The 13,200-nt window shown below is 55.0% G+C and carries 9 protein-coding genes; 7 read left to right on the top strand and 2 right to left on the bottom strand.

The genetic code is table 11. From position 1 onward, the window contains the following. The first annotated feature begins 507 nt into the window (after positions 1-507). The 7 genes from BN423_RS04415 to BN423_RS04380 all read left to right on the top strand — a co-directional run bounded on the left by BN423_RS04415 (position 508) and on the right by BN423_RS04380 (position 11,491). Positions 508-783, top strand: a complete 276-nt coding sequence (locus BN423_RS04415; RefSeq protein ID WP_019239057.1) for a helix-turn-helix domain-containing protein — start codon at positions 508-510, stop codon at positions 781-783. A gap of 8 nt (positions 784-791) precedes the next feature. After that, positions 792-1,718 (top strand): reverse transcriptase family protein, encoded by a 927-nt coding sequence (locus BN423_RS11185; RefSeq protein WP_081588349.1) that lies wholly within the window; start codon positions 792-794, stop codon positions 1,716-1,718. Between the two features lie 141 nt (positions 1,719-1,859). Beyond that, positions 1,860-3,461 (top strand): site-specific DNA-methyltransferase, encoded by a 1,602-nt coding sequence (locus tag BN423_RS04405; protein WP_019239055.1) that lies wholly within the window; start codon positions 1,860-1,862, stop codon positions 3,459-3,461. Between the two features lie 2 nt (positions 3,462-3,463). Then, positions 3,464-6,088, top strand: coding sequence for a DEAD/DEAH box helicase (locus BN423_RS04400; protein ID WP_019239054.1), 2,625 nt, complete (start codon positions 3,464-3,466; stop codon positions 6,086-6,088). 16 nt (positions 6,089-6,104) lie between these two features. Further along, entirely contained in the window at positions 6,105-7,721 is a 1,617-nt protein-coding gene (locus tag BN423_RS04395; RefSeq protein WP_019239053.1) for a restriction endonuclease, read from the top strand. A 654-nt stretch (positions 7,722-8,375) separates the two neighbouring features. Next, positions 8,376-10,451 (top strand): AAA family ATPase, encoded by a 2,076-nt coding sequence (locus BN423_RS04385; RefSeq protein WP_019239051.1) that lies wholly within the window; start codon positions 8,376-8,378, stop codon positions 10,449-10,451. Next, positions 10,448-11,491, top strand: a complete 1,044-nt coding sequence (locus BN423_RS04380; protein ID WP_019239050.1) for a 5-methylcytosine restriction system specificity protein McrC — start codon at positions 10,448-10,450, stop codon at positions 11,489-11,491. The genes BN423_RS04385 and BN423_RS04380 overlap by 4 nt, the downstream gene beginning before the upstream one ends. 85 nt (positions 11,492-11,576) lie before the next feature. Here BN423_RS04380 and BN423_RS04375 read toward each other — a convergent pair whose 3' ends face one another. Both BN423_RS04375 and BN423_RS04370 read right to left on the bottom strand, forming a co-directional pair. Then, entirely contained in the window at positions 11,577-11,903 is a 327-nt protein-coding gene (locus tag BN423_RS04375; RefSeq protein WP_019239049.1) for a hypothetical protein, read from the bottom strand. Positions 11,904-11,958: 55 nt separating this feature from the next. Beyond that, entirely contained in the window at positions 11,959-12,627 is a 669-nt protein-coding gene (locus tag BN423_RS04370) for an MBL fold metallo-hydrolase (RefSeq protein WP_019239048.1), read from the bottom strand. Between the last annotated feature and the right edge of the window lie 573 nt (positions 12,628-13,200).

The raw sequence follows: 13,200 nt of genomic DNA, 5'->3' as shown, positions 1-13,200 counted from the left end.
TAATAGCGAATTTTCTTCTCTATTAGCAAACTTTTGTGCTATACTCTGATCACGGTAACACCGAGCAACGCTCGGAGGTCCTATCCCAGACTTGGGTGGCAAGCAATTGCTGCCGTGGGACGCAGCTTGCTGAGTCCTATTTTACCTCGGTACACGGGGGCGCCCGCGCTGGGAAGCGCGGGCGCACAAGACGGGTGGATGCCTCTCAGATGCACCTCTCCTTTCTTTGGGACGTTGCATGTGCAACGGGAAAGGAGGTGTCGCAATGACGTTTTTGTTACCGCCGTCTGGAGGCAAACGTTCCGCCTCGCACCAGCGGGTGCGAGTGACGAACAAGAAGATGAAGCTCGTTGTTTTTCGAGCGCTTTTCAAGTTCGTCGAGTTTCTAGGCATGGTTCTTAAGGTCTTAATTGAGGCCAGGGACTTGTTTGAAAACTAGCGGTGCGGGAAATCCACCCGAACTTGAAGTATCGTCCCAAATGGGACTATCTGATATGGAGGGCGTGCATGATTGGCGAGACGCTTAGGCGGTTAAGGGGGATTTACGGTTATTCTGCACGGGAGATGAGCTCTTTACTTGGCATTTCAAGCAGTTATCTATCTGAAATAGAGAAAGGTAAGAAGGAGCCGTCGCTTGAGATCGTTAATCACTATGCTGAGATTTTTGGAATGCGCCCCTCATCTCTATTGCGTTTTTCCGAAGAGTATGATCGTGCGGAGTTCCACGAAGGGGGCCAAGAGTTTATTTCTAAGCTCATGGCAAAGCTTATCGATTCATTTTAGGTGGAAGAATGAGACCTTCAATTCCCCTCAATCAGTGCATGTTCTATAAGTGCAGGAGCAAAAAAGCTCTTGCAAGATGCCTGCTGCTTGATCTTCATCAACTCCAACGGCGTAGCGAATGGATACAATATCGAGTTCATGCCGAGCAAAAGGCCTCTGGCGGATTGAGGGTTATTTACGCTCCAGCCGACGAGCTGAAGTCGGTTCAAAAGGTAATCAAGTCTCGACTTCATCGAATCGAAGTTCCTTCTTGGGTTTATTCCGGGGTTAAAGGCCGCTGCCACATTGACAACGCCAAGCATCATGCGGGTAGTCGTTATTTTGTATTGTCGGATATTTCCTCATTTTATGAGAACTGCACAAGAGACGCCGTTTACCGCTTTTTTCGCGATGACCTTCTCTGCTCTCCTGATGTGGCATCTTTGTTGGCTGATTTGACAACTGTGAGAAACGCAGAGGGTAAGACCGTTAATCCAACTGGCAGCCCATGCAGCCAATTAATCGCATACTTCTCCTATCGGTCTATGTTTCACGAGATTGCCTCTATCGCAGATCGCTACGGCTGTAAATTCAGCCTCTATGTTGATGACCTAACCATTTCAAGTGAATCGCCAATTTCGAATCCAAGAAACCTCATGAAACAAGTTGCCAAATCCCTAAGGGCGTATGGACATAGGGTCAAATGGGAAAAGACCGGATACTTCGGAAAAAATCAGTTTAAGCTTGTCACGGGAGTTGCGATAGATCAGCAGGGCGAGTTAAACATTCCGAATCATTTGGGTGAGGCCGTAATCACCGGACTAAAGGAGACGCTCTCGGGCGATAGGAGTGAAATCGCCCCAACATTAGGACGAATTAACGCGGCTAGGCAAATTGACGGAAGGGTTTTTTCGGAAGCGAGGCGTCTTGTTGAGAATGCGCAGCGCTGTTTTTAAGAATGGACGATAGCGTTCAGGCTTTGACTACAAGGCAGTGGTGGTTGGCGGCGTCATAGTCCGAGTCTATGTGCCGTGCGATAATACAAAATGTTCATGGTGTGATTCGCTTAAGCTGCTAATTTGATTGGATGTGCGCATATGCCGACTCTCAACTGGATGGGCAAGGAGAAGGTGGTAAATCACCACCGTGACGTCCCATATCGCGTGCTTGAACGCGTGCCTGAGAAGGGCGTGCTCGACAGTCGTGGCTCGGACTGCGGGAACATGATCATCCACGGAGATAATCTCGAGGCGCTGAAGGCGCTGCTGCCCGAATACGAGGGCAGGGTCGACTGCATCTACATCGATCCACCGTACAACACCGGCAACGAGGGCTGGGTCTACAACGACAACGTGAACGACCCGCGCATAAGGAAGTGGCTTGGACAAGTTGTCGGTAAGGAGGGCGAGGACTTCTCCCGTCACGACAAGTGGCTGTGCATGATGTACCCAAGGCTTCAGCTGCTGAGGAGAATGCTGTCATCCACCGGTCTTATATTCATCAGCATTGACGATAATGAACAGGCAAATTTGAAGAGTGCATGTGATGAGATCTTCGGCGCTGATAACTTTCAGGGATGCATTCACTGGCGTCGGCGGCATAATCAGCCCAACGATAAGACTAAGTTAATTGGGTTGGTTGCAGAGTACATCCTGTGCTACTCAAAGTCTAAAAGGGCTCTCAAACAACTTATGGGATCCGAGAGCTACGGTAAAGTGGAAGTCACTGGCAAGTTTTCAAATCCAGATAACGATCCGCGTGGAGATTGGGCGTCAAAGCCTTGGAAGGCCGCTACGGGGCAGGGTGGCACAGCCTATGAAATTGTGGCGCCAGATGGCACCACGTTCAACGAGGTTTGGCTCGGCGGTAGAGACACCTTTGAGAACCTTCTTGAAGATAAGCGAATTTATTTTCCCAGGTCGCGCGGTGGCAAAGCGGGGTCTCCTCGCAAGAAGTACTATAAGAGCGAGCGAGTGGACGAGGGGCAGTGTGCGACAAATTGGTGGCCAAATGATGTCGCAGGCAGCAATCAAAATGCGACCGATGAGCTTGCGTCAATATTTCCCGAGCTTGATGGGAAAGCTTTCGACAATCCCAAGCCAGCCGAATTGATTTCAAGAATTGTCGGAATGTCGACACATAGAAATTCGATAGTACTTGACGCTTTTGCCGGCTCCGGTACGACGGGAGAGGCAGTGCTGAGGCAGAACCGCTCGGATGCTGGTAGTCGTAGTTTCATTCTGATTGAAATGGGCGATTACGCCGACGAGGTCACCGCCGAACGGGTGCGCCGCGTTATCACGGGATATGGTGAGGGCGCCAACGCCACCGAGCCAGTTGACTCCGGTTTCTCTTACCATAAGCTCGGTTCTGCGTTATTCCAGGGGGATGGGATGTTGAATCCTAAAGTAACACGCTCAGACCTGGCGCGTTACGTGTGGGCGACCGAGACGCGCAAGCCCTACGAGGATCTAACCTCTGAGCACCCCTATCTTCTTGGCGAGCATGCTCAGACTGTCTACTACCTTGCCTACGATCCTGGTGAGGAGACGACGCTCACCTACGATCTGCTGCGCGAACTCCCTCGAAAGGGCTCGCCGACCGTGATCTACGCCGACCGGTGCGCCATCGCGCCCGAGCGCCTGGACGAGATGGGCATCGTTTTCAAGCGCGTGCCCGATCAGATAGCGAGGATCTAGTCATGGAGCTCAAGCAGTACCAGAAGGACGTGCTCAAAGAGGTTGGGCGCTTCACCCATACTTACGCGCTGATGGGGGATGCCGCTACCGCATACGACGACTTCATGAACGCCATTGGCCTCACTCCGGGGAAGGACGGCGTCGCCCGCTACAGCGACGATCTCGGCGGCGCTCCGAAGGTATGCGTAAAGGTGCCGACGGGCGGTGGAAAGACCTTTATCGGCGCGTGCGCCATTGATGTGCTTTCCGAGGCACTGCCCTCGCACGACGATGTGGTGGTGTGGCTCGTACCGCGCCGAGAGATTCTAGCGCAGACGTTGCGAAACTTCCGGGATCCCGGGCACTTTCTGCGCATGCGGCTCGACCGTGATTTCGCTGGACGTGTGGAGGTGCTCGACAAGGAGGACGGCCTGCGCGGGCGCGGCTTTTCCGCTGCGACCGTGGGCGACCAGCTTACGCTCTTCGTGCTCTCATATGACTCGTTCAAGAACAAAGATGGAAGGCGGGCCTACGCGGAGAACTCCTCGCTCGCCGGCCTCACGGAGTGGCAGCATGCCGCCGGTACGTCTGTGGATGTGGAGGGCGCAGATGACACCGCGCTCATATCCGCGCTCGCCGGAACGAACCCAATCGTGATTGTGGACGAGAGCCACCATGCCAAATCAAAGCTCTCGCTCGACATGCTGCGCAATCTCAACCCGCGCTTCGTACTGGAGCTTACAGCGACGCCCGGCAAGGGCGCGAACGTTATCGCTCAGGCGACAGCGCGCCAGCTCAAGCGTGAGGAAATGGTGAAGCTGCCCGTGGTGGTCTACCGACGCCCTGACAAGCGGACGACCATTACCGATGCGGTAATGCTTCAGCGAAGGCTTGAGGCCATCGCTGAGCAGGACGAGAAGAGAACCGGGCGCTACATACGTCCCATCGTACTTTTCCAAGCAGAGCGACGCGGTGTTGAGGGCGCCGAGACCTACGCGAAGCTCAAGCAAAAGCTCGTTGAGGGCGGCATCCCCGAGGAGCAGATAGCCGTGCGTACGGGTGACGTCGACGAGATCGGCGGAGTCGACCTCATGAGCAGGGAGTGCCCCGTCCGCTTCATCATTACCGTGGAGGCGCTTGCGGAGGGCTGGGACTGCCCCTTCGCCTACGTGCTTGCTACCGTTGCCAACAAGAGCTCGCAGGTGAGCGTTGAACAGATCGTGGGTCGTGTGTTGAGGCAGCCGTACGCTACGCGCGCTGGAGCTCGCAGCCTCAACATTGCCTATGTGCTTACGGCGTCTGCGGATTTTGACGCAACGCTTGAACAGGTTGTGCGCGGTCTCAACGGCGTCGGCTTCTCACAGGAGGACGTAGAGGTAGCAGATGTTGATTCCGCCACAGGGCAGGGGCGGATTGACTTTTCGGCATCGGATGTTGAGAGCGGCAGTGAGGACGAAGGCGTACGTGATGATCTCAACCTCGACGGGTTAGACCTGCGCAGCGCTGCGGGCGGTTCCTGGCATGAAGCCGTTGAAGACATGCCTTCGATTGACAAAATCTTGGATGAGTCCGGCTCTCTCGAGGAGCGCTTTGAGCATGAGGTCGGCTCGCAGTCCGGTGAGATGCTTGGCGGCGGTTTAGGAGGAGGTGCCAACGTGTACCACATGCGTGCAAGCGTCGCGGAATCAGCCGAATCGATTTCGATTCCGCAGTTCTTTATCCATGTTGACGGAGGACTCTTCACCGACGATGACGTTTGGAAGCCGCTTGACCGCGAGGACCTGCTTGCGGACTTCAAGCTTTCGAAATATGGCATCGATGGGGTGAGCATCAATGCGACGGCGTTCTCTGACGCTCGCTCTATTGACCTCGCAGATGATTCGGATGAATACCGGATTCGCTGGCTTAGTGAAAGAGACAGGAAGAGCATGCGCGTGCTCTTCTCCACGATGAGCGACGAAGGGCAGCGCGAGAGCTTGCGGGCGATGGCGATCAAGATGATGTCGCCCCAGTTCAAGAACACCTTTGGAGAGGCTCAGATTTCCGCCTTCACTGCTCGTGTCATTGAGGACATGGATCAGCCGACCGTTGAGGCGTGCTTCGACAGCATTGCCAACACCGCGCGTGCCATCATGGATGCAATCAGGGGGATTGCAGACGAGTTCTGCGAGGATCGCTTCGATAAGATGCTCTCTTCTGGGGCTATCGAACTGCGCCCGGGCTACCACTTTCCGGAGGGGTTTGTACAGTCAAACCCCCTTACGAGTTACGACAAGCCGCTGTATGAGGCAGAGGACGGTAAGATTGACGGCTTCGAGCGGAGAATGGTGGAGTTGCTTGCCAATAGCCAGCGTATCGTGTGGTGGCATCGAGTGATTGAGCGCCGCAAAGGTGAGTTCAGCATCAACGGGTTTATCAACCACTATCCGGACTTCCTTGCCCTGCGCGATGATGGAGTGCTTATGGCTGTTGAGACCAAGGGCGAGCACCTAAAGAGCGAAGATGCCCTCCGGAAGCTTCGTTTGGGCACGCGCTGGGCAGACATGGCGGGCAACAGGTTCAAGTACTTCATGGTGTTCGATCGTGAGGCGCTGGATGAGCCCAACGCATTCACGCTGGCAGAGTTCGGGTCGGAGATACTGGGGTAAGGGAGGCGCTTGCCCATTGACTGCGCTTAAGGACGACAAGGAATTCCGGTCCCTTGATGATGCTCGCTGGGAAGACCTCTGTTATCTGCTATTCAAAGAGGAGTACGGGGGACTTCGTCGCGTCAATGGCAGTGGGGGTGACGATGGCATCGACGCCTATGTGGGCGACTTCGTAAACCCCAGCATTGTGTTCCAGTTCAAATTCTTCCCTAACGGGCTCGGAAAGAAGCAAGTCAGGCAAATTAAGAGCTCCCTAGAAACGGTACTCGAAAAACGACCTGGTATAGATAGGTGGATTCTGGTGAGCTCTGCTGATCCAACGCCTGACGCGCAACTCGCGTTGGACGGCCTCTTTGCCGAGCATTCGGGAGTTGAAATAGATTTCTTCGGCGAAAGTGAAATGAGGCACAAACTAATCAGGCGTCCAGCCGTGCGGAGGACATTCTACGACGATGGAATGGAGACTCTTAAAGGCGTTCTCTCCCTAGAGGGCATGGATCCTCTCAAGCGGGCTTCCGAAGGGGTGAGGATTTACAACGAGGCTGTCGTAGACGAGCGCCTCGTTGCCACCGTTACCACTGATGGGAAAACCACGATAATCGCCTATTCCCTCCATCCGGACTTTGCTGATTCGCCGCTCAAGTTCACAATGCGCCTTAAATCGAAGAAGGGTGTCGAAGCTTATAACAGCCTTGTGCGTCGCGGAATGCCTGCCGAATTGTCCGCCGAAGATGTAGAACTTGACATTTCCGACCTTCCTGGAGTCGGGGCGGACGAGGGCGAGCTCCAGCGGCTTGAGATTATTCCGCAGATTAATCCCCGGCCCTCTATGCTTCGGTTCTACGCATCTGAGGAGCTGGGCAATAGTCAGGCTCTGTTCGTGGAGCTCAGAACGACAAGCGAGGGAAGCGCGCATGTTGTCAGGTCGAATGCGATTCAGAAGAACGCTCCCGTCCGATTTGAAATAAATATACCCCTCGCAACGCGAGAAGACGGTGCTACTGGGACGCGGATCATCAACATCACGCCTCAGCTCATTGGGAATAAGGTGAGCGTCGCCCTCAAAGGGGCTAGATTTCTCGCACAGCTTTCCCAAACCAAAAGGCTTGGCATCTCCAACCCCGACGAAGAAGTTACCGACGCCATCTTTGCCACTCTTGGAGGCATTGACGAGGATGGTATTTGGGCGCATCAGCTTGAATACATTGAGGCGGTGGAGAGGGTCTGCCGATTCTTCGACATCGATCCCGCGATTGACGACAACCTGAATGACGAAGAGTTCTTCCTTTTCGTAATGCGCACTGCCGAGAGGATACGCACGCAGGGATCCGAACTTGATGGAACGACAACCTTTAGTCTCAGCGAGCTAAATCCCAACTTTATTCGCTCGGTAAATGGTAAGGAGGCAATCAGTCTTGTAGCGGACATGGATTGGTCGGGGTCTATGTTCGGAACCGAAGTCAACGCGAGAATTCGCATTGTAGCGAGCGGAGTCCCGACTGTCGAAAACGTCGGCGGCGACAAGTGGACCCTCGCCGTCAAGGGCAGCTATCGGTGTTTTATCGGAAAGAGCGAGGATGATTCGAAGACGGGGGGAGCGCCTCCTATCTTTCCGCACTTGGTTCGAGATTAATTGCGCTCCGATTGGTTGGGCGGGCGGTCTCCCCGCTCTTGTGCTGTGGCTCTTTCGGTCGTAGGGGGTTCACAGAAGGCGCGCGCGGGAACGAGGCGGCGACCTAGGGCGATTTCCTTCGCTCGCATATCGCGCTTGCTCAGGCGGAGCTGCTCAAGCACGGGCTAGATACGCGTGCTTGAAGACGGTGGGGTTTTCGTCGAGCGGTAAGCCCCATTCGAGCATGGCCGTTCGAATGTCGCCTGCACCGCTCGGGATGAAGGGCAAGGTCTGTGAGTCAGGGCGCGCGTTGTACAGCGGGTTGGGTGTCTTTATGTAGTGGATGGCGTGGCGATCCGTGCCACGCACGAAGTGCACCGGGCTTTCTCCGTCGTGAGCGAGCCGATTCTCGCGCACATACCTCGTCTTCTTTCCCTTGTCTGGCGCAGCCATTGTCCCATGCATACACTTTGTGACGCGCTGATAGCCTGCGCCCATATGTGAAATGCCCTCCATCACAGGGTTTTCCAATCCAAGAAACGAGGGACAATTCAAAATCTATTCCCGCGCCGATGAGGTATGCTTCAGTCGCGAAAGGAATCGCCGCCATTCCAGTCAGTTCTTTTCTCAAGGTAGAATGTCGCCATCGGTCATCTCGCTCTTAGGGGGAGCATCGTGTCCCAAGCAAAGTTCACCTGGATTCAGGCATATTCCGAAATCGCAAAAGCAATTAATAACTTGAATCGGGGCGAAGCCGAGCTCATCGATATTTTCTTGCGTGTGTTCAATGAGGAAGCGAACGGGTTAAAGTTCTCGTATAAAGATGGGGAGCCAGGCAAGGAGTCCGGCATCGACCCATTTACGTTCTTTGCCGCCTTCAATCGTGGATTGTCGAAAGTCAATCGCATTAAAGCAATTCGCCTTGTAATGGAGGAACTGGGCATAGGTGCTTCGCTCCCCTCGGATTTCGAAGGTGTTCCCACGGTCTACAACAAGAAGTCGTGGTTCTTTGCCGGAAAGGGAGAACGAGGGGCTAGCGATATTAACAATCTCTGGCTTCTATTCAAATCCGCGGCGGAGTTTGCCATTGAGTCCAACCAGAGTCACCGCTCTGCGTTTGTCGCAGCGTTCGATGTTGTGCGCGCGCAAAAATGCGTCACATGGAATATCACCATCGGTTTATTTTGGATGTTTCCAGATCAGTTCCTGTCGCTAGACAACAACAGTAGGGATTATCTCGCCACTAAGTATGGCATAAAGGTGCCGGGCGGATTGCACACCGGTGAGGAGTACCTCTCCCTCACGGATGCCGTAAGAGCTGCGACGAGCAAACCGTTTTATGAGATTTCCGCCGATGCCTACCATTGGAAACCCGCGACCGAGGAAGCACTGAAATCCGGCGATTTGAGCAATGCGTCGTCTCACGCGGAGCAAAACACTGACGAGGATTCCTCCATCCCAAGCGCACCAAAACAATACTGGTGGCTCACTGCCAACAGAAAGATTTGGTCGTTCTCTGAGATCACCGCAGGGGAGGAACAGAGCTACACTATTTACAACGAAAAGGGCAACCCCCGACGCATCTACAAGAACTTCCTGGATGCCCGCGCGGGCGATGTGGTCGTTGGCTATGAAGCTGCGCCGGTAAAGAAGGTCGTTGCCTTATGCGAGGTCTCAAGGCCTCAAGACGGCGAGCGCTTGTACTTCAAAAAGATCAGGGATCTCGATGCCCCAATTGCGCTCTCCGACATCAAGGCAGATCCCGTTCTCTCGCAGTGCGAGTTTTGCAAGAATCCCAATGGCAGCTTCTTCAAGTTGACGGAGGATGAATACCTACGGCTAGAAGAGATGTTTGACGAGGACGACGTGTCTCCGGTCCAAGCCTCGGCAAAGAGCTCCTACGATGATGACGAATTCCTCCATGATGTCTTCGTGTCCGAAGCTGATCTCACCTCTATGAAAGGCCTGCTTGAGCGTAAGAAGAACCTTATCTTGCAGGGTGCACCGGGCACCGGCAAGACCTTCGCCGCCAAACGCCTCGCATACGCCATGATGGGCGAGGAGGATGACTCGCGCATCGGCTTAGTGCAATTCCATCAGTCCTATACCTACGAGGACTTCGTTATCGGGTACCGTCCCAACGGCGAGGGCGGCTTCGATGTACAACCGGGCATCTTTGCGGACTTTTGCTCGCGCGCAGCGCGTGACAGCGGACGTAAATACTTTTTCATCATCGATGAGATCAACCGCGCGAACATCTCCAAAGTGTTTGGCGAGCTGCTCATGCCCATCGAGGCCGACCATCGTGGGGACTCCATCGAGCTCCCCATCGATCGCCGCCGGCTCGCCGTGCCGGACAATCTGTATATCATCGGCATGATGAACACGGCGGATCGCGGGTTAGCGCTCATCGACTACGCCCTTCGTCGACGTTTTGCGTTCTTCGACATGAAGCCCGCGCTCGATGCGCCCGGCTTCCAGGCGATGCTTCAAAAGACTAACAATAAGAAGCTCAGCGCGTTGGTCGACAAGGTGCGCGAGATTAACAAGGAGATAGAAAAGGACCCGGCGCTCGGAAAAGGATTCTGCATCGGGCATAGCTACTTCTGCGTGTCTGAAAGTATCACGGACGCGGACGTCCATGGCATCGCCCGCTTCGAGATCGAGCCGCTCATCGCCGAGTACTGGTTCGATGACCAGCAAAGAGTTCGCACGCTCACCGATAAGCTCGAGGGTGTGTTTAACGCATGAGCCGCGCCGAGGATGCGGTGGTCGTCAAGAACATCTACTACATGATGGCCTATGCCTTCAGAGCGATAGACATCGCCGATTTCAAGCGACTTGAAGTCGAGTCGTTCGGCAACGTGCTTGACCTGCTTGCGGCTATTCTGGCGGCTGGCTTGGATGCCCAGCGCCGCCGTGGGTTTGAACGTGAGTACCAATTGCGCGAAGAAGACCTTATGCGTGTGAGAGGGCGCATTGGCATGACGGAAACAATGCGGCTCCGTATGCGCCAGCGCCGGGAACTACATTGCGTTTTCGATGAGCGCACCGAGGATACCTATAAGAATCGGGTGTTGAGGACCACCGCGCTGTACCTGCTTCGTGCGCCGGAGGTGGATACGAGCCGCAAGCGGGATCTCAAGCGTTCGCTGGGGCTCATGCAAGACGTGTGCTTGCTCGACCCGCAGCGTATCGCTTGGGGATCGATGAGATACCACCGCAACAACCGGTCATACCAGTTTTTAATGAGCGTGTGCTATCTGGTGCTCCATGAGCTGCTGCTCAGAGACGAGGAGGGAAACGCGCGGCTTGCTGACGTTCTGAATGGCGAAGCGCTGCATCGGCTGTATGAAAAGTTCATCCTCGAGTACTTTCGCAAACACTGGAACTGGTTGGATCCTGCGGCGCGCGAGATCGACCGTGGAATCGGCGATACAGAGCCGGATTTTCTGCCGCGCATGCTTACGGACGTGACGCTAACCAACGGGGGCAAACGCCTGATCATCGATGCGAAATGCTATGGAACGATTCTGGGAACCCATTTCGATAAGGAGATTCTCTCTCCCGGAAATGTGAACCAGATCTTTTCGTACGTCATGCATGCGGCAGCTTCATTTGGCGGAGAGGTCTCGGGCATGCTGCTCTATGCGAAAACGGAGGGTGCGGAGCTCGAAAGCGAAAGCTGGTCTGAGCTGGGGCATGCCTACCACGTACGAACGCTCGATTTGAACCAGGATTGTGCTGGTATCGCCGCACAGCTTGACGCAGTTGCGGGGCTGCTTGGCTAAGGGGTAGACTCCAAAGCCCTCTCAAATCCGGAATGCGCTTCGGATTTGAGAGGGCTCTACAAAACGGGACGGCTCGCGTAGCCCCTTACCTATACATCACCAGCGTATGGAACCCCTCCATGCTGCCGGAGAGTCCCTGACCTTGGATTGAGTTGAACTTCACGTCCAGAATCTCGTAGCCGTCGTCCTGCATGGCGGAAATGATCGCGTCGATTTGCCCGGTGTACTTGTTCTCGCATTCGAACGTCTGGTTCAGGAACTTCGAGAAGCTGTTCAGCATCACAACGTGCACCTTGCCGTCCTTGGGCGCGAGGCTCGCGCGCACGGTGTCGTTGTATTGGAATATGCCATCGTTCCGATACTGCTGCGCCTTGTTTTCAAGCTTTTCCTCACGCGATCCGAAGATTCCCATGCCGTATCCTTTCGAACTACATGCGATAACGCGACGAAGCAACTTGTTCGTTTGTCTACCGCTCCAGCTTCCGCACAACCCTGATAGCGGGATCAACTTCGGCAGCGAACGCATCGAAATCTGACATCGAGCCGACGATGCTGCCGTAGTGGATGGGTACCACGGCCTGCGGGTGAAGCGTGTTCACAAACGCGGCAGCCTGATGCGGGTCGCATGTGTACGTTCCGCCGATGGGCACGAACGCCACATCGCACGCCACGCGCTCGTTATCCGGGTTCTGGTCGGTGTCGCCGGCTGCGTAGTAGCGCATGCTATTGACGGTGAGCACATATCCCAACCAGCCGTTTGCCCGCGGATGCATCCCCAGGCGCTCAGGCTCCACGTTGTAGGCACCCAACGCGTCGATCGCGATGCCCCGCAGTTCAAGATGCCCGCCAGCCTGCATAAAGTGCAAACCCGCTGCCTCGATCGTATTTGCGATGCCCGAGACCTCAGGCTCCATGCTCTTCGGAGCTACAAGCACGGTGTGCTTGCCGGCGACACGCGCGATGTCGTCCGGTGAGCAGTGGTCGTAGTGCGCGTGGGTGATGAGCACGATGTCCGCGTCGTGCGCCGCCTCATCACCGGTAAGGTGAAACGGATCGAGGTATATGGCGATGCCACTTTCGCTTTGGATGCGAATGGCGCTCTGCGTGAACACGCGAACATTCTCAAGATCGGCCATGGTGCCCTCCTTTGGAAGCGTTTTCTCATTCATACCCGCTTTGCGCGCGGCGTTGTGGGGCGGTCGCTTCGCGTTTTTGGGAAGTTGGACGCAAAATGTGGTGGTGGAATTCAGATATGCGCGATTGCCGCTCGCCGACGGTGCTTCTGAGCGAGGTCGCGGCGCGCAAAGGCCGACAAATTCCCGTAAAAGCGGCGCGATTTGGCTCAATGAGACGTTTTTGCGGGAGGAACGGTGCGTCAGGGTGATCTTGAGGCGTCTCCAATCGTGCATATCTGAACTGCACCACCATTTTTTAAGTAAGTTAGTTCAGAAATGCGCGACTGGCGGCCGCCGAAATTGTTTTTCGGAGGTTGCAGGTCGGCATCCGGACAGCGGTGATCAGTGGAATCCTGCGGAAACACCGCGGCCATCGTCCCGCCGGGCTGCAAACACGCGTCACGCCGACCCCGCGTGCATCCCACAGTGCCGTCCAATCGTGCATATCTGAAATAAGTTACTAGATTTTGCACCCAATCATGCGAAAACGAAGCGGCGGCATCGCGTGAAGTCGAATCATGCGATAATCGAGCG

It is taken from the genome of Enorma timonensis, assembly GCF_000321165.1.
GTDB lineage: Bacteria > Actinomycetota > Coriobacteriia > Coriobacteriales > Coriobacteriaceae > Enorma.
The sequence above is the reverse complement of the archived record's forward strand: the minus strand, read 5'-3'. Positions and strand labels throughout refer to the sequence as shown.